Annotated in this window: 17 protein-coding genes and 1 tRNA gene; 9 read left to right on the top strand and 9 right to left on the bottom strand. The window is 57.7% G+C overall.

The annotated features are described in order from the left end of the window. Position 1: 1 nt before the first annotated feature. Genes SLIT_RS08960 through ccmI form a run of 4 tightly spaced genes read left to right on the top strand, consistent with a single transcriptional unit; the run spans position 2 to position 4,210 of the window. Positions 2-1,987, top strand: a complete 1,986-nt coding sequence (locus tag SLIT_RS08960; protein ID WP_013029920.1) for a heme lyase CcmF/NrfE family subunit — start codon at positions 2-4, stop codon at positions 1,985-1,987. Further along, positions 1,984-2,511, top strand: a complete 528-nt coding sequence (locus tag SLIT_RS08955) for a DsbE family thiol:disulfide interchange protein (RefSeq protein WP_013029919.1) — start codon at positions 1,984-1,986, stop codon at positions 2,509-2,511. The genes SLIT_RS08960 and SLIT_RS08955 overlap by 4 nt, the downstream gene beginning before the upstream one ends. After that, a complete protein-coding gene (locus SLIT_RS08950) occupies positions 2,508-2,969 on the top strand; it encodes a cytochrome c-type biogenesis protein (protein ID WP_013029918.1) in 462 nt (153 codons plus the stop codon). The genes SLIT_RS08955 and SLIT_RS08950 overlap by 4 nt, the downstream gene beginning before the upstream one ends. Further along, positions 2,966-4,210, top strand: a complete 1,245-nt coding sequence (gene ccmI, locus SLIT_RS08945) for a c-type cytochrome biogenesis protein CcmI (protein ID WP_013029917.1) — start codon at positions 2,966-2,968, stop codon at positions 4,208-4,210. The genes SLIT_RS08950 and ccmI overlap by 4 nt, the downstream gene beginning before the upstream one ends. Positions 4,211-4,268: 58 nt before the next feature. On the opposite strand, the gene SLIT_RS08940 is transcribed toward ccmI, so the two are convergent. After that, positions 4,269-4,344 (bottom strand) — tRNA-Asn (locus SLIT_RS08940). 141 nt (positions 4,345-4,485) lie between these two features. Between SLIT_RS08940 and SLIT_RS15240 the strand changes: the two genes are divergently transcribed. After that, complete coding sequence (locus SLIT_RS15240) at positions 4,486-7,515, top strand: AsmA family protein (protein WP_013029916.1); 3,030 nt, start codon at positions 4,486-4,488, stop codon at positions 7,513-7,515. 8 nt (positions 7,516-7,523) lie between these two features. Here the strand turns inward: SLIT_RS15240 and SLIT_RS08930 are convergent, their stop codons facing one another. The 4 genes from SLIT_RS08930 to SLIT_RS15955 all read right to left on the bottom strand — a co-directional run bounded on the left by SLIT_RS08930 (position 7,524) and on the right by SLIT_RS15955 (position 11,693). Next, a complete protein-coding gene (locus SLIT_RS08930; protein WP_013029915.1) occupies positions 7,524-8,489 on the bottom strand; it encodes an HDOD domain-containing protein in 966 nt (321 codons plus the stop codon). Between the two features lie 5 nt (positions 8,490-8,494). Further along, the gene (locus SLIT_RS08925; RefSeq protein ID WP_013029914.1) at positions 8,495-9,688 is read right to left on the bottom strand and encodes a pyridoxal phosphate-dependent aminotransferase; all 1,194 of its coding nucleotides are present in this window, start codon (positions 9,686-9,688) and stop codon (positions 8,495-8,497) included. 356 nt (positions 9,689-10,044) lie between these two features. Next, positions 10,045-11,433 (bottom strand): glycerate kinase type-2 family protein, encoded by a 1,389-nt coding sequence (locus tag SLIT_RS08915; protein WP_190272125.1) that lies wholly within the window; start codon positions 11,431-11,433, stop codon positions 10,045-10,047. Continuing rightward, entirely contained in the window at positions 11,427-11,693 is a 267-nt protein-coding gene (locus SLIT_RS15955; protein ID WP_150102984.1) for a hypothetical protein, read from the bottom strand. Before SLIT_RS15955 ends, SLIT_RS08915 begins: the two co-directional genes overlap by 7 nt. 315 nt (positions 11,694-12,008) lie before the next feature. Between SLIT_RS15955 and SLIT_RS08910 the strand changes: the two genes are divergently transcribed. The 3 genes from SLIT_RS08910 (at position 12,009) to SLIT_RS08900 (ending at position 15,553) form a co-directional block, all read left to right on the top strand. After that, on the top strand, positions 12,009-13,337 hold the full coding sequence (locus tag SLIT_RS08910) for an ATP-binding protein (protein ID WP_013029912.1): 1,329 nt from the start codon (positions 12,009-12,011) through the stop codon (positions 13,335-13,337). A gap of 16 nt (positions 13,338-13,353) precedes the next feature. Continuing rightward, positions 13,354-14,268: a response regulator gene (locus SLIT_RS08905; protein WP_013029911.1), complete on the top strand. Its 915-nt coding sequence runs from the start codon at positions 13,354-13,356 to the stop codon at positions 14,266-14,268. A gap of 115 nt (positions 14,269-14,383) precedes the next feature. Continuing rightward, positions 14,384-15,553: a MalY/PatB family protein gene (locus SLIT_RS08900; RefSeq protein ID WP_013029910.1), complete on the top strand. Its 1,170-nt coding sequence runs from the start codon at positions 14,384-14,386 to the stop codon at positions 15,551-15,553. Positions 15,554-15,556: 3 nt separating this feature from the next. On the opposite strand, the gene SLIT_RS08895 is transcribed toward SLIT_RS08900, so the two are convergent. Genes SLIT_RS08895 through SLIT_RS08880 form a run of 4 tightly spaced genes read right to left on the bottom strand, consistent with a single transcriptional unit; the run spans position 15,557 to position 18,941 of the window. After that, positions 15,557-16,396, bottom strand: coding sequence for a DMT family transporter (locus tag SLIT_RS08895; RefSeq protein WP_013029909.1), 840 nt, complete (start codon positions 16,394-16,396; stop codon positions 15,557-15,559). Between the two features lie 10 nt (positions 16,397-16,406). Next, positions 16,407-17,396, bottom strand: coding sequence for an L-histidine N(alpha)-methyltransferase (gene egtD / locus SLIT_RS08890; protein WP_013029908.1), 990 nt, complete (start codon positions 17,394-17,396; stop codon positions 16,407-16,409). Further along, a complete protein-coding gene (egtB, locus tag SLIT_RS08885; RefSeq protein ID WP_013029907.1) occupies positions 17,393-18,649 on the bottom strand; it encodes an ergothioneine biosynthesis protein EgtB in 1,257 nt (418 codons plus the stop codon). The genes egtD and egtB overlap by 4 nt, the downstream gene beginning before the upstream one ends. A gap of 1 nt (position 18,650) precedes the next feature. Then, complete coding sequence (locus SLIT_RS08880; RefSeq protein WP_013029906.1) at positions 18,651-18,941, bottom strand: DUF427 domain-containing protein; 291 nt, start codon at positions 18,939-18,941, stop codon at positions 18,651-18,653. A 220-nt stretch (positions 18,942-19,161) separates the two neighbouring features. Here SLIT_RS08880 and SLIT_RS15235 point away from each other — a divergent pair, with 220 nt between their 5' ends. Further along, a complete protein-coding gene (locus SLIT_RS15235) occupies positions 19,162-20,439 on the top strand; it encodes a BamA/TamA family outer membrane protein (RefSeq protein ID WP_013029905.1) in 1,278 nt (425 codons plus the stop codon). The last annotated feature ends 9 nt before the right edge of the window (positions 20,440-20,448 follow it).

Here is a 20,448-nt window from a genome sequence, read left to right as displayed (position 1 = left end):
TATGATTCCAGAGATCGGTAATTTTGCACTCATCGTCGCCTTGTTCCTTGCAATGATCCAGGGCGTATTGCCCATCATCGGTGCCGCACGCAACAATCCGGTGATGATGTCCACGGCACGGCCTTTGGCAGTCGGACAGTTCTTCATCGTCCTCATTGCCATTGTTTGTCTGGTGCACTCCTTCGTGGGTAACGACTTTTCCGTGCTGTATGTGGCGGAGCATTCCAATTCGCAATTGCCGATCCAGTACCGCGTTGCTGCATTATGGGGCGGTCATGAAGGATCGCTGCTGCTGTGGACATTCATACTGACCGTGTGGACTGTCGCGGTCGCCACGTTCAGCCGCCACCTGCCGCAAGAGATGCTGGCGCGGGTGATCGGCGTGATGGGTTTGATATCCACAGGCTTCCTGCTGTTCATGCTGCTTACGTCCAACCCGTTTGATCGCCTGTTGCCGGCAGCGATGGATGGGCGCGACCTGAATCCGCTGTTGCAAGACCCTGGTTTGGTGATCCATCCACCCATGCTGTACATGGGCTACGTAGGCTTCTCCGTGGCGTTTGCGTTTGCGCTATCTGCACTTCTGGGCGGCAAACTCGATTCGACCTGGGCGCGCTGGTCGCGTCCCTGGACGACCGTGGCATGGGTCTTCCTCACTATCGGCATCATGCTGGGCAGCGCGTGGGCTTACTATGAATTGGGCTGGGGCGGCTGGTGGTTCTGGGATCCGGTCGAGAACGCTTCGTTCATGCCATGGCTGGCCGGTACTGCATTGATCCACTCCTTGGCGGTGACGGAAAAGCGCGCCGCATTCAAGAGCTGGACTGTATTGCTGGCGATCGCGGCTTTCTCGCTGAGTCTGTTGGGAACGTTCCTCGTGCGCTCGGGTGTGCTGACTTCGGTGCATGCTTTTGCGACCGACCCCAAACGAGGCGTCTTCATTCTTACTTTCCTGGTGGTGGTCATCGGATCGTCGCTGCTTTTGTTCGCATGGCGGGCTCCCAAGATCGGTTTGGGCGGCAAATTCGACCTTGTCTCGCGTGAGTCCATGCTGCTTGCCAACAACGTATTGCTATCGGTGGCATCCGCGTCGGTGTTCCTGGGAACGCTGTATCCGCTGTTCATGGATGCGCTTGGTTTCGGCAAACTTTCCGTGGGCCCACCGTACTTCAATACCGTGTTCGTGCCCCTGATGGCGCCGTTAGTGATGATGATGGGCCTGGGACCGATCGCACGATGGAAGCATGCCAGCGTGCCGGACATCTGGCAGCGCGTGCGCTGGGCATTTGGAGCCAGCATGGTCATCGCCTTATTGTTGCCACTGGTCATGGGGCAATGGACCCCGCTCATCGCCCTGGGTTTGCTGCTGGCAGCGTGGGTCATCACCACCACACTGCTCGATTTGCGCAAACGTATCGCCGGTTCCGGCGATTTGCTGGACCGTTTGAAGATTCCTTCACGCAGTTACTACGGGATGCTGCTGGCCCACCTTGGCATCGCCGTTTTCATCATTGGCGTGACCATGGTGAAAGGTTATGAGACCGAACGTGACGTCCGTATGGATGTCGGCGACACTGTCGAGGCTGGTGGATATGAGTTCCGTTTTGATGGAGTGATCGATGTTCCCGGTCCTAACTATGTTGCATCGCAAGGCCAGGTGAGTGTCATCAAGAATGGCAAACTGGTTACCGCGCTGCATCCCGAAAAACGCCAGTACAACGTGTCCGGCATGCCTATGACCGAGGCTTCCATCCAACCCGGGCTATTGCGCGATCTCTATGTGTCACTGGGAGAGCCGATTCCTGGCACCAAGGCATGGGCGGTGCGGGTCTATATCAAGCCTTTCGTAGACTGGATATGGTTCGGTTGCCTGATGATGGCTTTCGGCGGCATCCTGGCGATCAGCGATCGTCGTTATCGTATCCACGCACGCAAGGCACAGGCTGTGATCACAGGAAGTGAGCAATTGAAGGAGAATGCCGCATGATGCGATTCATATTGCCCTTGGTGGCTTTTCTGGTTTTGGCTGTTTTTCTATATATCGGACTGGGACTAGATCCACATGAAGTGCCGTCGCCGCTGATCGACAAGCCTGCTCCGGCTTTCACACTGCCGCAACTGCACGATCCGAAGAAACAGTTTTCGATGCAGGAAATGAAGGGCAAGGTCTGGCTGCTCAATGTGTGGTCCTCCTGGTGTGTTTCATGCAAGGAAGAGCATCCTGTGCTGTTGTCCTTGTCGCAACAGAACATTGTTCCGATCTACGGCCTCGACTACAAGGACAAAAAGGAAGATGCGGAGATGTGGCTGCGCCAAGCCGGGGATCCCTACACCTTGAGCGTGATGGATAGTGATGGGCGCGTCGGCATCAACTATGGCGTCTACGGCGTGCCGGAAACCTATGTCATCGATAAAACGGGAATCATCCGCTTCAAGCAGATCGGTCCGGTCACGGACCAGAACCTGCGCGAGAAGATATTGCCAATGGTTGCGGAGTTACAGAACAAATGAGAATGCTGACAATCCTGTTGTTTTGCCTGTTGCCTTTCAGCTCGTACGCCGGCGAAGCAAAAGACCTGGCTACCAATCCGGTGATAGAAAAACGCATGATCGGACTGGCAGAGAACCTGCGTTGCCTTGTTTGCCAGAATGAATCGCTGGCAAGTTCACACGCCGAACTTGCAGAAGACCTTCGCCAGGAAGTGCGCGAGATGATGGAGAAGGGCAAGAGCGACAAGGAGATCATCGATTATCTCGTTGCCCGATATGGCGACTTCGTGTTGTATAACCCGCCAGTGCAAAAAAACACCCTGATGCTGTGGTTCGGCCCCTTTGCGATGTTGCTGTTCGGCGCAATCATGTTGATCATGCAGTTGCGCAAGCGCCGCAAGACCGTGCAGGAGCCAGAACTCACCCCTGAAGCGCAACAACGCGCTGCCTCATTACTCAACGAAGAAGAAAACAAATGACTTTATTCTGGATCATCTGTGCGGCGTTGTTGATCATCGCCATTCTGTTTGTGGCTGTGCCGTTGTGGCGCGGGATCGCCAAGGACAATTCGGTTGTTCGCGATGCCGCCAATCTTGAGATTCTGCGCGACCAGATTGCCGAAATGGATGCCGACCTGAAGAATGGACTGCTTACCCCGGAATTGCATGAGCAAGGCAAACGCGAACTGCAGGCGCGGCTTCTGGAAGAGGTCGGCGATACCAAGACTGGCGAGGTTTCGAAAAAGCCCCATCCACTGAAAATTACGGCTGTCGTATTGGCAGTGTTGCTGCCGCTGGCCTCGGTGGGACTGTATCTCAAGCTCGGGAATCCTAATGCCTTTGCTCCCCAGCCGGAATTTGGCGCTGGCGGAATAGTGCGCGACGAAGCCGGGATCAAGGCGCTGGAAGACAAGCTGGTGCAGAACCCCAACAATCCGGAAGTCCTGCTCATGCTTGCCCGTTCCTATGTCGAGCTCGGACGCTATGCCGATGGCGCCAAAAAATACGACAGCCTGACCAAACTCGTCCCGGACGAAGCCATGTTGTGGGCTGATTATGCGGACGCGTTGGCGATGACCCAGAACACGCTGGTGGGAGCACCGACCAGCCTGCTGAATCGTGCGCTAGAGATCGATCCCAACTATGCCAAGGCACTGGCGCTGTCTGGAACGGCAGCGATGGAGCGCGGAGAATTCTCTGTCGCCATCATGTACTGGGAGAAGCTGATGAAGCAGCTCCCTCCAGGAAGCGAGAATGCCAAGATGGTCGAAGAAGGCCTGCGTCAGGCGCATATGTTGCTAGCCCAAAGCAAGGGCGGCAAGGTTGCCCAGCTGGACCAGATCAACGAGCCTGCGCCCAAGGCCCAGGCGGCTGGCCAGGAACGCATCACCGGAACCGTGACCTTGAGCGCTGCGCTCAAGGGCCAGGCCGATCCGAATGACACCTTGTTCGTGCTGGCACGCGCCGCTCAAGGGCCAAAAATGCCGCTGGCGATCCTGCGCAAGCAGGTAAGGGATCTGCCGGTGCAATTCGCACTGGATGACAGCATGGCGATGTCACCTCAGATGAAGATGTCCAACTTCGATCAGGTGGTCGTTGTGGCGCGCATCTCCAAATCCGGTACTGCCATGCCACAACCGGGCGATATGCAAGGTATGAGCCAGCCACTGGCTCTGGGCAGCAAAGGCGTCAAGATCGCTATCGATCAGCTGATTCGCTGAAAGGCGTGTTGGGCTGGAAATAAAAGGGCTGTCGCATGATGCGACAGCCCTTGTTTTTTGGCTCCCCGACCTGGACTCGAACCAGGGACCTGCGGATTAACAGTCCGTCGCTCTACCGACTGAGCTATCAGGGAATTGATGAGGGCGCTATACTAATGACTGAGAGCGTTTTGGTCAATATGAGAAACGACGTCAGAAGAAGATTTATGCGTAATTTCGTGACAGATCTCATTAAAGAGATGCGCGGCCAAAGATAAATATATCTAATATGGATCATGGACAAGAAAACGGTATTTATAAAAACTGAAAAAGGCGAGAAAGAAGGAGCAAATCTTTCCAGCGACCTTAAACGCATACTGTCTCTCATCGATAACAAGTCCGCTGCAGGAGAATTGGCCAAGCGTGCTCCCCCCAGCCTGCGTGAAAGCTGGCAAGAGATCGTCAACGAACTGGTGGCGGGTGGATATATCCGCGACAAGGACAAGGTTCATGTCGAGCCAAAGTTCGCTGTACCAAAATTCAACCCGCTCAAAATGTTCTCTCCGAAACCTGCAGAGACATTCACCCCCAAGGCTGCTGCGAAGCCGCCAACAGAAGATCTGGATTTCAGCTCCATGCATGTGCCTGGCACGGCGCCCAAGCAACAGGCTGATGCCGCGGAACGAGTACGAGCTCAGCAAGCGGAATTGGCAGCCAAACAGAAAGCAGAAGAAGCCGCCCGTGCGCACGCAGAACTGGAAGCAAGCATGGCAGCAGCCAAAGCCAGGTCAGAGGCTGAGGCAGCGGCCAAAGCAAAAGCCAAAGCGGAGGCTGAAGCTGCAGCCAAAGCCAAAGCCAAGCTTGAAGCCGAATTGGCCGCGCGGGCCAAGGCGGAGATCGAAGCCAAGGCAAAGCAGGAGGCGGCCAATCGTTTGCAGTCCGAAGCCAAGGCCAAACAGGAAGCCGAGTTAGCCAAAGCGACCAAGGAAGCGGCTGCACGGGCCAAGGCTGAAACCGAGGCGCGAATCCGTGCCGAGATCGAAACGGCAGCGCGTGCCCAGCAAGAGGCAGAGGCAAAGGCCAAGAGAGAAGCTGAAGCGGCGCGCCTGAAAGCGGAACAGGAGACTGCACGCGTCAAGGCCGAACTGGAGGCTGCGGCCAAAGCCAAAGCGGAAGCAGAGGCACGAGTTCGCGCCGAGATCGAGGCGGCGGCGCGTGCCAAACAGGAGGCGGAAGAAAAGGCGAAACGGGAAGCCGAGGCAGCACGTTTGAAAGCGGAACAAGAAGCGGCACGGATCAAGGCCGAACTGGAAGCAGCAGCCAAGGCCAAAGCCGAAGCCGAGGCAGCCCGCTTGAAAGCGGAACAGGAAGCCGCGCGAGTCAAGGCCGAACTGGAAGCGGCCAAGGCACGCGCCGAAGCTGAAGCCAAGGCACTGGCCGAGGCTCGCATCAAACAGGAAGCTGAGGAAAAAGCAAGACGCGAGGCCGAGGCCGCCAGATTGAAAGCTGAAGAGGAGGCTGCACGCATCAAGGCAGAACAGGAAGCGGCTGCCAAAAAACGCGCAGAGGCGGAAGCAGCTGCAAGGAAGCGTGATGCCGAGGAGGCTGCCGAACGCGAAGCGGAAGAAAGTGCTAAACGTGCAGTTGCGGAACAAGAGGCGAAGGCACGCGCGGCCAAAGAAAAAAGCTCACAGCCTGCAACTGCGGCAGCACCAGCCTTCGAGATCAAGCTGGACAGCTTCCTGGGTGGTATGGCGCCGGAGCAGCCGGCTGCTGCGCCAGTGGCCCGCCCGGAGATTCCTGCGATTCTTGAAGTCGAAGAAAAAGCCAGGATCGAGGCAGAGCAGCGCGTTGCAGCAGAGGCGAAGATCGCAGCAGAAAAAAGTTCCAGCAACATCGCCGCTGAAATGGAACGGCTGAAGAAGGAGGCCGAAGCGGCGAACAGGAAAGCCGAAGAGGACGCACGCCGCAAAGCCGAAGAGCAGGCATTGGCGGAAGAACAGGCCAAGGCATGGGCGGAAGCAGAACAACGCGCCAAGGCACAGGCGATAATCGATCTGGAGCAGGCTGCGCAGCAAGCGGCCCTGTCTCAAGCCAAGGCAAGCAAACCTTCCACAGCCAGGAAACATCGCAAACCGTTGCCGTTGGGCAAGATCGCTTTCGGTGTGGTCATGCTGGCTCTGGTAGTTGCAGTGGCATTGCCCTATGTCTATCCGCTCAAGGATTACATTGCTCCAATCGAGCAGCGACTTTCCGCGCAACTGAAGCAGCCGGTGCACATCGGCGGAATGAGTGCGGCTTCCCTTCCTCCCAGGTTGCAATTGCAGAACGTGACCATGGGAAATAACCAGGAAGTGAAGGTCGCGAGCATAGTGCTCAACTTTGCCGCACTCTCCCTGTTCTCCGATGTGAAGGTGATCAGCGAAGCCGACTTGAATGACGTCAGCATCGATGGGCGAGTCATCAACAAGCAGGCTGAAAGCCTGATGTTGCTGGGCGCCAATGCGCAATATCCGATTCGCCATCTGAATTTGCAGCATGTAAAGATCGTTACCGATGAAATCACCTTGCCAACCATGGACGGAATCGCAGACATCGATGCGCACGGAGCGTTCAGCCGGGTTTCGCTGCATAGTCCTGACGACAAGCTCGGTTTCGATCTCCAGAATAACGATAATCGCTGGATAGTGAATGTGAACCTGAAGGAAAGCGGCTTGCCCATGTTGCCGGATCTCGTATTCAGCGATCTGAGCGCGAAGGGCAATATCGGAGAAGGTGTGGTGAGCTTCACCGAACTGGATGCCCACATCTTCAACGGGATTTTGCTTGGCAGCGCGAAGCTCAGCTGGGACAAAGGCTGGCAGTTACAGGGTAGTCTGGAGGCCAAGACGTTCGATGTGGACAAGATGTATCCGAAACTCCATGTCGAAGGGGACCTGAATGGCGAGGGCACCTTCTCGATGGGTGGCGTAAAACTTTCACAACTGGGCGATTCGCCACGCCTGGATGGCACTTTCACCGTCAAGAAAGGCACGATCGCCATCGACATGGTCGAGACGGCACGGCTGCTAAGCCGGGATAATCTGGTAGGCGGGCGTACCCATTTCGATGACCTGGCCGGCCAGGTGCAGGTGGATAACCGAGGGACTCATTTCCGCCAGCTGAAGATCGTTTCGGAGATGCTGAACTCAAGCGGATCGTTCGACGTGTTCCCGGGCAACCAACTTTCGGGAACCTTTAATGCCGAGATCAAGATGCGCCCCGGCAACAACGTGCTGACTTTGTACGGCACAACTGCCGAACCCAAGCTGCGCGCAGGGCACTGAACAATACTTTACCTGAACAGCTTGAACAACCCGGACAGCACACCCGATGTGCTGTCCGGGTTTTCTTCGGGTGCCGGAACGATCGGTTTTGCCACTACAGAGGAAGTCGCGGTCGCTTGCTTTGGTACATTTGATCGCGGGAAGCCAAGCATTTCGCGTGCTATGGAAAGTTGTTCCTCGTGCCGGGCCAGAAAATTCTGGCATTGTGCAGGGGTGTATCCCAGCCGGCCTATCGCACGCACATTCTCCCAGGCAACGAACTTCGCCGTGGCTGGCATCATCATATTCGCCACCGTGACCACATCGATATAGTCCGACACTCCGCCTGCGGTCATGCGTTGCAGGTTCTCGTGCTCTGCTACGATCTCAACAAGGTTGTCCGGGAAGTGCCAACTGGACAATAACCTGGCGCCAACCTCGGTATGGAACTTGCGGATCAGGCCTTCCAGCGTCTCCTTGTCGAGGCGCGGGTGATGATGGTCGGCGTAGATGCATAGCGGTAAAGCGCCGAGATCATGCACCAGACCAGCCAGCAAGGCCTGCTCCGGTTTGAGATGTTTCTGATGCAGAGCCAGCACATAACTGTTGGCAGCGACCTCGCGACTGTGATCCCACAGATCCTTCAGTTCCTGGTTGATGATCGGACTGCTTGCCTTGAACAGGTTGCTCATGGTGATGAGCATCACCAGGTTGTGCAGCATGCGGTAGCCCAGGCGAGAGATCGCCGAGCGCAGATCGTTGACCGGGAAGCCATTTGAGAAAGCAGCGCTATTCGCGGTCTTGATGATCTGTGCAGAGATTGCCGGGTCGGCCGAAAGCAGACGGATGATCTTTTCAGCAGAGACGTTTGGATCCTCGATCGTCTCGCGGATATTGATCGCTATGTCGGGCAGTGTCGGCAGTTCGAGTTTTCCACTCTCCAGCGCAGCAAAGACTTCTGCTGCAACTGCCTCTTGCTGCTTGATGTTCGCCAATTTGCTTACGACAAGGCCTTGGCCATGCGTTCCAGTGCTTTTTTCAGGTTATCCATCGAAGTGGCGAATGACAGGCGAATATAGCCTTCACTGCCAAAGGCAGAACCGGGCACCACTGCCACGCCGGCTTCCACCAGCAGGTATTCGGACAAGGCGAGGTCGTTGGCTTCCTTGATGGTGCCTTTCTTGTGCAGCGCCGCAATAGCCTTGCGGGCATCGGGGAAGGCATAGAAGGCTCCGCCGGCCATGATGCAGTGGAGGCCGGGGATCTTGTTCAGTTCGTTCACCACGAACACATGGCGCTCGCGGAATGCCTTGAGCATCGGCGCGATGCAGCCCTGGTCGCCGTTCAGCGCGGCTTCAGCCGCCACTTGCGAGATGGAAGTCGGGTTGGAAGTGCTTTGCGACTGCACGTTCTCCATCGCCGTGATGATGTTCTCAGGGCCGCCTGCATAGCCGATGCGCCAGCCGGTCATCGCGTAGGCCTTGGATACGCCGTTCAGCACCATGGTGCGCGGATACAGGTCGGGACAGGCATTGAGGATGTTGACGAACTTGGCATCGGTCAACGCGATGTGCTCGTACATGTCGTCGGTGGAGATGATGATGTTAGGGTGCTTGCGCAGTACGTCACCCAGTGCTTTCAGGTCTTCCAGCGTATAGACCGCACCAGACGGGTTGCTCGGGCTGTTGATCACCACCATCCTGGTCTTGGGCGTGATCGCCGCTTCCAGTTGCGCGGGCGTCATCTTGAAGCCTTGCTCGATGCCTGCCTGCACGATCACCGGTTTGCCTTCGGCGATCAGCACGATGTCGGGGTAAGACACCCAATACGGTGCGGGGATGATGACTTCATCTCCGGGATTGATCGTGGCAAGCACGAGGTTAAAGAAGCTTTGTTTGCCGCCGCAGGAGACCAGGATCTGCTTTGGTGTGTAATCCAGTCCGTTGTCGCGTTTGAACTTGGCGATGATCGCCGCCTTGAGCGATGGCGTTCCGCCGACCGCCGTGTATTTGGTGAAACCCTTGTTGATCGCCGCGATGGCGGCATCCTTGATGTGTTGTGGAGTATCGAAATCCGGTTCTCCTGCGCCTAAGCCGATGATGTCTTTGCCTTCCGCCTTCAGTTTCGCCGCTCGTGCAGTTACAGCAAGAGTTGGCGAAGGTTTGATGGCTTGCACGCGAGTGGAGAGGGACACGATTTTTCCTATGGGTATGAGATGACGAGAATTATACCTGTGCCAACGGAGGAGTGGATGCCGCAATATGGCGAATAACCTAGTCGAATGGTTATTTACTGTCTGCTACCACGGCTATTTCAAGCATGTCAAAAATGTCAGGGATGGCCGCAATCACCCGGTTCCAGTTTGGGATAAGTGGTGTGCTTATCGGGTTCTCCATAAACACTTGCAAAGACATGGCTATGCAACGGGTATAAGGTTTATACCGCCTTGGCTTGTTCGTGCCGGTCGAAATCGAGTCCGTGATCAGCACATCTGATTCATATTTCGTCAGGGAGTCTTCGGCCTGGTGCAGGCAAGAGGCCAAGGGCAGGCTATTCCAATTTGTGCAACAGCAAGAACTGGATATCCATGACATTGGTGCCGGTCGGGCCGGTCTTGAAATGATATTGCATTCCTGACGCGGCATCGAGCTGCCGGAAAAAATCATAAGAATCGTTCCGGTCCAGATAGCGCAGCGGGTCTATTCCGTGGCTGCGTGCCAGCGCAACGATGTTGCCATCGGCGAACGCACCGGCCGCATCGGTCGGACCGTCGCCGCCGTCGGTGCCTGCGGAGAGCAGCGACACGCCTGATACGCCATCGATCTCGAGCGCAAAGGCCAGCGCCAGTTCCTGGTTCCTTCCACCTCTTCCGTTTCCGCGCACGGTGACAGTGGTTTCGCCGCCGCAAAGCAAACAACGCTGCTTGCCCGGTTTCATCAAGGCCAGTTCGGACAGGGCGGTTTGTGCCAGAGAATGCGCAGCATCGCGTGCCTCTCCTTGCAGGGCATCGGAAATCGTTATCGATTCCAGCCCCAGTCGACGGGCTTTGGCCTGTGCCGCAGACAAGGCCTGACGTATGCCGGCGATGATCACATTGTCGGTTTTGCCCAGGCAGGCATCGTTTGCCTTGACCGTTTCCAGCTCCTTCCTGGCGATGCCGCGCCGGAGATGATCCGCCACGTGCGAAGGCAGCGTTTTCTGCAAACCGAATTTCGCGATCACCGACCACGCGTCGGCAAAAGTCGAGCTGTCCGCAGCTGTGGGTCCAGACGCGATCACATCGAGCGGGTCGCCGATGACATCGGAAAGGATCAATGTCAGCAACTGTGCCGGGTAAGCGGCTTCAGCCAGCCTGCCGCCTTTTATCGCTGAAAGGTGTTTGCGTACCGCGTTCAACTCGTTTATGGACGCTCCCGCATTGAGCAGCAACCGTGTCGTTTCCTGCTTGTCGCGCAATGTCACATCCTCCTCCGGAGCAACCAGCAAAGCCGACGCACCGCCCGACAGCAAACAGATGACCAGCGTCTTGTCGTCCGCATTCCGCATCAGCTGCAATATGCGTTGTGTGCCAACCTGTCCGGCTTCATTCGGAACAGGGTGGGAAGCCTCCACCTGCTCGACGATGGACAAAGGCACGGTGTGCCCCTCCTTGACGACGATCAGCCCTGCAGCGATCCTGTTTCCAAGCAGGGATTCGACAGCCAATGCCATACGTGCCGTCGCCTTGCCTGCACCGACCACGACCAGGCGTTCGAAAGCGCCAAGGTCATACGATTTCCTCCCGACAACTAGCCGATCGTTTTCTACGTGCACCGAATTCAGCACGGCGTTGCAAGGATCGACCGCAGCTACAGCGGCATTAAAAATCTCTGCCAGGATGTTCTGTTCCGGCAGGGCCGAGGCGGCCCCGCCTGGCTGTGGTGACATCATTTTCAGCATGGCTTCATTGATTTTCTTCCGCATCTGCAGCAGTCGGAAAGTATGAAAATGCCACCGCTGTTCTCAGGGATGATTGGGTAATTGTTATTCAGCTGGCTACGGTATGCTGCGAGTTCCCCTTTGGTCTTGCTGGAACACATGACCAACGGCGTTCCGCTTGCAGCTATGGAGCTTAAAGCGAGCAACGCCTCGCGACAGGAATAGGTCACTTCATCCAGTAGTGTTCCATCAAGTTCGGTGAATATGACGGGCTTTTTCATGCGCCTCCCGGGGAAAACACAGGGCATGTCGTACATGGCGCCATCATAGTCCAACCTGATCGCAGGACACCACATTGTCAATGCAGATGATAGGTGAATGGCGATCACACACCGGATTGCGCAGGCGCATGACGTAATTTTTCGCACAAACCTTCCTGCGACTATTTGCGGCTGCGGAGCACGAGCAAAACAGGGATGACATTGGCGGCAGCATGGTCAGGACGATCGTCATTTCATCTGTTTGTCACATCCCGTTTATAGAATCGCGTGCACAAAAAACAAAACAGCATCAGGGAACCAGTATTAGGAGGATGTATGCCCCAGACCAGCCATGCAGGCAAGGACGTATTTTCGCTCGTCAACTCGATCGAAGCCATTTCCCCGGATTGCCCGCTGGAAGATGTCGCCGAGCTGTTTTCCAACCCCAAATATTCAAAACTCCTTTCGCTACCGGTCGTAGAAAACGGACGCCCGATAGGGATGATCAGTCGCTACCGTTTCATGGATATCTATCTCAAGCGCTATGCGCGCGAGTTGCACGGCAAGCGACCGATCCGCAGCTTTCTCAACGACAAACCCCTGCTGGTCGAACTGGATCAGCCGCTGGCAATCGCTGCACAGCATGTCGCTTCCAACATGCAGTTTCCGCTCACCGAAGACTTCATCATCACCCGGCGCGGGCATTACCTGGGCGTTGGTTTCGTGATGGACCTGCTGCATGCGATGGAAGTGCAGATGCGTGCCAACACCAGCGAGCTGGAGCAGGCCAATGCGCAACTCAAATCCTCGCAGCTGGCGCTGGTGCAATCGGAAAAGATGGCATCGCTCGGCCAGATGGTGGCGGGCATCGCGCATGAGATCAACACACCGCTCGGCTATGTGCAAAACAATGTGGCGATAGGACAGGCACTGTTCCAGCAGATCCAGACCCTGATCGCCGGTTATGAGGGTTTGCTGGACGACCTGCTGGACGAGCAGGCGACAGAGGAGCAGATCGCTGTGCAGATGCAGCAGATTGGCGAACTGCGCAATGACATGAACGCCCGCGAGATGCTGGGCGAGATGCACGGACTGATGGGGGATTCGCTGTACGGGATCGCCCAGATCTCCGAACTGGTGCTCAACCTGAAGAACTTCTCGCGCATGGATGCGGCAGCCACGGAAGCCGTGAGCCTGAACGACTGCATCGAAAGCGCGCTGAACATCGGCCGCAACGTGCTCAAGGACAAGGTTGAAGTCGTCAGGGAGCTGGGCGACCTGCCGAGGATCACCTGTGCGCCGTCACAGCTCAATCAGGTGTTCCTCAACCTCTTCACCAATGCCGCGCAGGCGATGGAAGGTTTTGGCAAGCTGCATATCAGGACCTGGTCTGAAGATGGAATGGTTCACGTCAATGTGGCCGACAGTGGCAGGGGTATCCCGCAAGAGATATTGACGCGCATCTTCGATCCGTTCTTCACCACCAAGCCGGTAGGCGAGGGCACAGGCCTGGGGCTGGCCATCACGCACCAGATCATTCAGAAGCACGGCGGAGACATCACAGTCGATTCGCGTGTCGGCGAAGGCACCTGTTTCCACATCAGCCTGCCCGTCGCTTCAGCGCTAGCGGCGCAACAACCGGCAGTGCTGGAAGTCGCCGCATAACACAAGGATACCAACCATGAGCAAACCTACATTACTGCTGGTCGACGACGAAGAGCGCATCCTGCGTTCACTGCGCATGCTGTTCTTCGTCGGCTACAACGTGCGCATGGCCACCGATCCGCAAGAGGCCATCCGGATACTGCGCGAAGAAAGAGTGCATGTCGTGGTCAGCGACCAGCGCATGCCAGTGATGCAAGGCTCCGAACTGCTGCGCATCGCGCGCGAGACCTCTCCCGCCACCATGCGCATCCTGCTGACCGGCTATTCCGACCTGGAAGCATCCATCGCCAGCGTGAACGAAGGCGAGGTGTTCCGCTACCTGATGAAGCCCTGGGATGCCGAAGAGGTGAAGAAAGTGGTCGCCGAAGCTGCCGCCATCGCCGTGGCCAGCTTCGATGTGCAAACCCATGCGGAAGAAGTGAACGTTATGGTGGGCAGCAAACCGCGCGTGCTGGTCATGGATCACGATGAATCCACCGCCAGGACCGTGCACGAGACCTTGGGCGACCGGTGCGAGATCGTCTGGGCCGCCGATGCGCAGCACGCCATGGAAGAACTGGCGAAACAGGACGTATCGGTCGTTGTCTCCGACCTCATGCTGGGCGAGACCAATGTCGGCTACATCCTCAAGACCATCAAGCAACTCAACCCGCAGACGCAATGCATCGTGCTGACCTCGTTCAACGATACTTCGCACCTGATCGAACTCATCAACCAGGCCCAGATCACGCGTTTCCTGCCCAAGCCTGTCAGCAAAGGCATCCTGGCACGCAACCTCGAATCCATGCTGGAGCGCTTCCATGCGGTGCGCAACCAACCGGTATTGTTAAAGCGCCAGACCGTGGCACCGATCAGCGATCCACAGGAAAAGATACAGGCGGGGAATTTCCTCGGGCTGCTCGGTCGTCTGCGCGCAAGGATCGGAGCCTGATCCGGACATATCGCAATCCCGGGTACCCATGCAGTTTCGGCGATTGGAATAGACCGATGAATGGCGTTTCGCCAGAATGTCCGCATCCGGACGTAAGTGCTATATTCCGATTCAAATGCCATCCGAATTCGACCAGATCATCTCGCGTGCCGGGACATCGAGCCTAAAATACGATGCCCGCTACGAGTATTTCGCCAGGGCAGATGTCCTGCCCATGTGGGTGGCCGATATGGATTTCGCCGTGCCGGCAGCGGTGCAGCAGGCACTGGCGAACCGTGCCGCCCATCCCGTTTTCGGCTACACCGTCTTTCCGGAATCGCTGTACGACGCGCTGATCCATTGGCTGCATGTGCGGCACAGCTGGACAGTGCAGCGCGAGTCCATCCTGTGTTGTCCCGGCGTCGTGCCTACTCTGCATGCCTGCATCTTTGCACTCACCCGACCCGGCGATGCCGTCATCGTGCAACCACCGGTGTATGCGCCGTTCCTGTCCGCGCCGGCGACGACCGGGCGCAAGCTGCTGCTCAATCCGCTCAAACTGGAAGAAGGTCGCTACCGCTTCGACCTGGACGATCTGGAACGCTGCGCAGCGGAAGGGGGGCGCCTGTTGATCCTGTGTTCGCCGCACAATCCGGTCGGGCGGGTGTGGCAACGGCAGGAACTGCAGGCGCTACTGGAGGTGTGCCAGCGTCACGGCATCGCCGTGGTGTCGGACGAGATCCATGCCGACCTGGTCTATCCCGGCGTGCGGCACGTGCCGCTGGCCACGTTGCCGGGCCAGGCCAGGATCGTCACCGCCGTGGCGCCCAGCAAGACCTTCAACATCCCCGGTCTGGGGCTATCCGCACTGATCGTAGCGGATGAGGCTGACCGTGCCGCGATCACTAAAGCGTTCGACACGCTGCATGTCAGCGCGAGCAACCCGTTCAGCATCGTGGCGTTCGAGGCAGCCTACCGCGATGGGGCGCCATGGCTGGACGAGCTGCTGGATTATCTTGCCGGCACACGCGACCTGGTGCGCGACTTTCTGCAGCAGCATCTGCCCAGGATCAGGCTGATCGAACCGGAAGGCACTTACCTGTTGTGGCTGGATTGCCGCGCGATGGGGCTGAGCGACAAGCAGCTCAAGCATTTCTTCGTGCAGGAAGCTGGGCTGGGCCTGAGTCCGGGAGTGTTGTTCGGCGAACAGGGCAGCGGTTTCATGCGCATGAACATCGGCGCGCCGCGCAGCGTCGTCAAACAGGCGTTGGAGAACATCGCTCGCGCCGAACAGACGCTCAAATGAAGTTCACGCTTTGCGGAAACGCAACACCAGCCATATCCCGCCGAGTATCAGCAGCGAAGCGATCACCAGGTCGCGCGTGAACGCTTCACCGAGCAGCAAGACACCGCCCGCAGCAGCGATCACCGGTGCGCTGAGTTGTACCGTCGAAGCCGTCATGGCATGCATGTGCTGCAACACCCGGTACCACATCACATAACCCAATGCGGAAGTCAGCGCGCCGGAAAGCACGGCATACAGCATGCCGTGCGCATCCAGATTCATCCAGGGCAAAGAAAGCAGCGACAGAACGAGCGTCAGCGGTGCTGCGCGCAGGAAATTCCCGGCCGTCGCAGCGGCCGGATTCGGCAGTCCGCGCCCGAACAGGGAATACACGCCCCAGGCAGTTCCGCTCGCCAGCATCAATACCGAATCCAGCACCGACGGCGCCTCCACACCGGGCGATACCAGTATCACCAGCCCGGCCATCGCCGCCACGAAGCCTGCGATCTGCAGCGCGGCCATGCGCTCGCCTGCCATGAAACCAAACAGGATCATGGTCACCTGCACCGCGCCGAACAGCATCAGCGCTCCCGCGCCGGCGTTGATGGTGCGGTAGGCGAAGGACAGCGCGACCGCATAGACGAACAATGCCAAAGCGCTGCGCCAGCTGCCATGTTGCAGCGGGGCTTGTCTCTGCCAGTACATCAGCAGCCACAGCATCGCCGCACCGGCAAGCAGGCGCACGGTGGTGAAGCTCGCGGCATCGATGCCGGTTTCCTTGAGTGCCATGCGGCAAAACAGCGAGTTGCCGGCGAAGGCGACCATGGTCAGCGTGGTATAGGCAGCGAGGCGGATGCGGTTCAAGATATATCGCTCATCGCGTCAGTTTCAGTGGTTCGGCGGAGGACAGGCTCAGGTAATGCACGTTGAATAATCCATCTTCATCATGCCATGTCGATTTCAGGTGCCAGCCTGCCATGCGGGCCAGTTGCCTGAATTCATGCGCGGTATATTTGTACGAGTTCTCGGTGTGGATGGTCTCGCCTTCGGCGAACGGGAAAGACTCCGTACCCAGCCGTATCGTTTGTCTGCACCGGCTGACCAGATGCATCTCGATACGGCCATGCGTTTCGTTGTAATACGCATGGTGGGCGAACTGTGTCGCATCGAGTTGCGCGCCGAGTTCGTTCTGCATGCGTGTCAGCAGGTTGAGATTGAATGCGGCAGTATGGCCCGCAGCATCGTTGTATGCCGCGTTCAGCATCTCGATCGGCTTCTTTGCATCCACGCCGATCAGCAATCCACCGCCGGGGCCGACCAGGTCGGCAATACTCTTTAACAGTTGTACAGCTTCTTGCGGTGTGCAGTTGCCGATGGTGGAGCCGGGGAAGTACACCACCTGTCTTTGTCTGGCATGGTGCTTGATCGCATAAGCGGGGAGCCGATGGTAGTCGGCACGCAGCGGTTGCATGCTCAGTGCCGGGAACATCGCTTGCAGGCGTTGCGTGCTTTGCCGCAGGTGCGGCTCGCAGATGTCGACGGGCACATACACGGCATTGTCGGACAGGTGCCGCAGTATCAACGGTGTCTTGATCGCGCTGCCGCTGCCCAGCTCGATCAGTACGCAGGATGCTCCCAGCATCGCAGCCATCTCGGCGCCGTGGCGATCGAGGATGCCGGTCTCGGTGCGCGTCGGGTAATACTCCGGCGTGGTACAGATCAGGTCGAACAGATGCGAGCCGTGCGCGTCGTAGAAATATTTCGGCGCGATGGACTTGGGGCGTTGGCGCAAGCCTTCGCGTACGCTGGAGAGGAAATCGTCCTCCTCGGGATTGCGCGCAGGGGTGGGCGATGCGTTTCTCATGGCATGTCCTCCGCCAGGCGCAGGCCGGAAAACATCCAGCGATCTGCCGCCCGGAAAAAGTTGCGGTAGCTGGCGCGCATATGATCCTGCGCGGTGGCACAACAGCCGCCGCGCAGCACCATCTGGTTGCTCATGAATTTGCCGTTGTATTCGCCCAGTGTTCCGGGCAGCGGCTTGAAGCCGGGATAGGGCAGGTAGGCGCTCTGCGTCCATTCCCACAGGTCGCCGAACATCTGGGTCAATCCTGTCTGTTGCGCGGGCTGCGGTACATAGAGGCCGTTGTCGAGGAAGTTGCCGTTGGTGGCGTGGGTGCTTGCGGCATGTTCCCATTCCGCTTCAGTCGGCAGACGCTTGCCTGCCCAGCGTGCATAGGCATCCGCCTCGTAATAACTCAGGTGTGACACCGGTTCGTCCGGGCGCAAGGCATGCGCGCCGGTCAGGTCGAAATGTTTCCAGTCGCGGCCTTCCTTGAACCAGTATAGCGGCGCCTGCCAGTGCTGTTCGTCGACGGTGCGCCAGGCGTCGGACAGCCATAGGTCGACGCGGCCATAGCCGCCGTCATCGATGAAGGCCAGATATTCCGCATTGGTGACCAGTCGCGTGCCCAGTCGGAAAGCCTGCAACAGCGTGCGATGTCTGGGACGCTCATTGTCATATGCGAATGCATTGCCGCCATGGCCGATCTCGACGACCCCGCCGGCAAATTCCTGCCAGCCCATCGCCTGTGCGGGTGCTGCGGTGATGGGAACTTCGATGTTGCGATAGACAGGTTGCAGAGGGTTGATGGAGAAGTTGTAGCGGGTATCCATCAGCAGCAACTCCTGATGCTGGATCTCGTGCTCGATACCCAGTCGTACGCGTTCGCGGATATCGGCGGCATGTTCGTCAGGCGGATGTGCCAGCAATTCCAGCAGTGCGTCGTCGACATGGCTGCGATAGCGGTAGACCTCGTCCACCGTGGGACGCGACAGCATGCCGCGCTGCGGGCGCGGGAAGAAAGTGCCCGCCGTCTCGTAGTAGGAATTGAACAGATGCGCATATTCCTCGCGTAACCTGCGGTACCGTTTCACATACGGCACAAGGATGAACGTCTCGAAGAACCAGGTGACATGCGCCAGATGCCACTTGGGTGGGCTCACGTCGGGCATGGCCTGGATGCAGTAGTCCTCGATCTGCAGCGGTGCGCACAGCGATTCCGATCGCGCGCGGACCTTTCGGAAACGTTCGATCAATGCGGCATCGTTTATTGCCACGTCATTCCTCCACCTGGACTCCATGCCAGAAGGCGATGTAGTTTTTTATGCGGGCAGCGGCTGTTGATGGATCAGGGTAGTACCATGCTGCATCCTCATTCACCATTCCGTCAACCTCGACATTGTAATAGCTTGCTTCACCCTTCCATACACAATGGGTATGCGATTCGCTGGGATGCAAGTATTCGCGCTTCACCGCAGCGGGCGGGAAGTAGATGTTTCCTTCCACGCGATGGATCTCGTTAGCTGGTGCTTCGGCAATGATCTGGTTGTTCCAAATGGCTCTGGGCATGATTTCCTCCATGAATTCAGTTGAGGCTAATTGAAGACAGATGACTGCCTGAGTTTGTTCATGAATTTTTCAAATATATTCATCGAACGATGCAAATTTGATGCATCAGGCTGGCGCCACACTATGACAGCGTAAAGTTGGCATCTCCTCAAATTGTCATTACCCATATGGCAGCATAGAATCGTTCGGGTGCATGACAGATTCTCGAAAAGGCTGGTTCATGAATCTCGAAGTCAGGTTGTTCCTGTGCTGTGCGATGCTGCTGATGACGGTCGGCAGCGCGTGTTCTGCCGAGGTGGTCGAGCGGCGCAGGGACCAGTTCGGGCGGGATTTCGGCTACTACCTCTATCCGATCGTGGGCGAGATACCCGGCATGGGCAGAGCGACGGGAGTCGGCGCCAGCGTGCTGAACATGGGCGGCAGCGATACCGATTTCACCGGCTACTACGTGCGCGGCGACATCAAGGCGACTGGCGCGGCCTTGCTCGATTACCATGTGCTGCCCAAGCGCCTGATCTTCGACATGGGCTACAACGACTACCGCGTTGCGACCACGGCCTACAACCGCGGCATCGATTCCAACCCGGCCGATCTGATCCGCCCCAAGGTGGAAGGGAGCTATCTGCTGGGGCAGATGACGCTGACCTTCGATGAACGCCGCTACGAGGCGTACGCGCGCATATTGAGCGGCAAGAACCACCTGATCGAAGTGCTGGACCAGAACAACCAGGCCTTCGCCGGCGTCGATACCAGCTGGAAGACAGGCAACTTCTACAGCATCGGCGGCTCGCTCGACCTGACCGATGACCGGCTCGATCCGCGCGACGGTGTGCGTTTCGAGTTCAGCAGCCGCCTGCCGCACCGGCGCAATGCCGACGAAAGCGAGTATTTCGTCAACGACTACAACCTCACCGGATATGCGCCGATGCGCAAGTGGGATACGCTGGTCTTCAACCTGTTCTATTCCCGCGCCCACGTCACCCACCAGGGCACCACCGATTACGCCACGCTGCAACAGCACTATGGGCTGAACTGCACCCAGTATCCGGTCGGGCCGAATCGGGATGCCTGTCTGTCTGCCGAGTCCAAACTGCTGGCGAACAAACTGGCAGACAACCTGTATGGCACCGCCTCGCCGCTGGGCGGAACGCAGCGCCTGCGCTCATACGACAACGGCCGTTTCTATGCCGGGCAGTCGCTCTCCTACGGCGTCGAGTACCGCTGGAACCTGACCGATGAACGCACGCCGTTCAACATCCTCGTGGCCAAGGGTATACGCACCGGCATCCAGCTGGCTGCCTTCTGGGAGCGCGGCATGGTGGCCGACCAATCCAGCCAGTTGTTCAAGAACGGACGCGAGAGCTACGGCGTCGGTGCGCGGATAGTGCTGTCCGGCGTGATCATCCGCTTCGACCTGGCTCGCGGGCGCGAAGGTTCCCAGAGCCAGCTGTGGATCACCTATCCGTGGAGCATGTTCTCGGTCGACAATCCAAGCTGAGATAATCGC

Origin of the sequence: Sideroxydans lithotrophicus ES-1 (assembly GCF_000025705.1) — a bacterium.
GTDB classification, from domain to species: domain Bacteria; phylum Pseudomonadota; class Gammaproteobacteria; order Burkholderiales; family Gallionellaceae; genus Sideroxyarcus; species Sideroxyarcus lithotrophicus.
This window is presented reverse-complemented; position numbering and strand designations above follow the sequence as displayed.

What these genes read in the sequence shown, in the direction of transcription:
- SLIT_RS08960 (WP_013029920.1), top strand. Translation starts at nt 2, where the DNA reads ATGATTCCAGAGATCGGTAATTTTGCACTCATCGTCGCCTTGTTCCTT.
- SLIT_RS08910 (WP_013029912.1), top strand. Translation starts at nt 12,009, where the DNA reads ATGCCCCAGACCAGCCATGCAGGCAAGGACGTATTTTCGCTCGTCAAC.
- SLIT_RS08915 (WP_190272125.1), bottom strand. Translation starts at nt 11,433, where the DNA reads ATGCTGAAAATGATGTCACCACAGCCAGGCGGGGCCGCCTCGGCCCTG.
- SLIT_RS15235 (WP_013029905.1), top strand. Translation starts at nt 19,162, where the DNA reads ATGAATCTCGAAGTCAGGTTGTTCCTGTGCTGTGCGATGCTGCTGATG.
- SLIT_RS08950 (WP_013029918.1), top strand. Translation starts at nt 2,508, where the DNA reads ATGAGAATGCTGACAATCCTGTTGTTTTGCCTGTTGCCTTTCAGCTCG.
- SLIT_RS08955 (WP_013029919.1), top strand. Translation starts at nt 1,984, where the DNA reads ATGATGCGATTCATATTGCCCTTGGTGGCTTTTCTGGTTTTGGCTGTT.
- SLIT_RS15240 (WP_013029916.1), top strand. Translation starts at nt 4,486, where the DNA reads ATGGACAAGAAAACGGTATTTATAAAAACTGAAAAAGGCGAGAAAGAA.
- ccmI (WP_013029917.1), top strand. Translation starts at nt 2,966, where the DNA reads ATGACTTTATTCTGGATCATCTGTGCGGCGTTGTTGATCATCGCCATT.
- egtD (WP_013029908.1), bottom strand. Translation starts at nt 17,396, where the DNA reads ATGAGAAACGCATCGCCCACCCCTGCGCGCAATCCCGAGGAGGACGAT.
- SLIT_RS15955 (WP_150102984.1), bottom strand. Translation starts at nt 11,693, where the DNA reads ATGAAAAAGCCCGTCATATTCACCGAACTTGATGGAACACTACTGGAT.
- SLIT_RS08900 (WP_013029910.1), top strand. Translation starts at nt 14,384, where the DNA reads ATGCCATCCGAATTCGACCAGATCATCTCGCGTGCCGGGACATCGAGC.
- SLIT_RS08880 (WP_013029906.1), bottom strand. Translation starts at nt 18,941, where the DNA reads ATGCCCAGAGCCATTTGGAACAACCAGATCATTGCCGAAGCACCAGCT.
- SLIT_RS08905 (WP_013029911.1), top strand. Translation starts at nt 13,354, where the DNA reads ATGAGCAAACCTACATTACTGCTGGTCGACGACGAAGAGCGCATCCTG.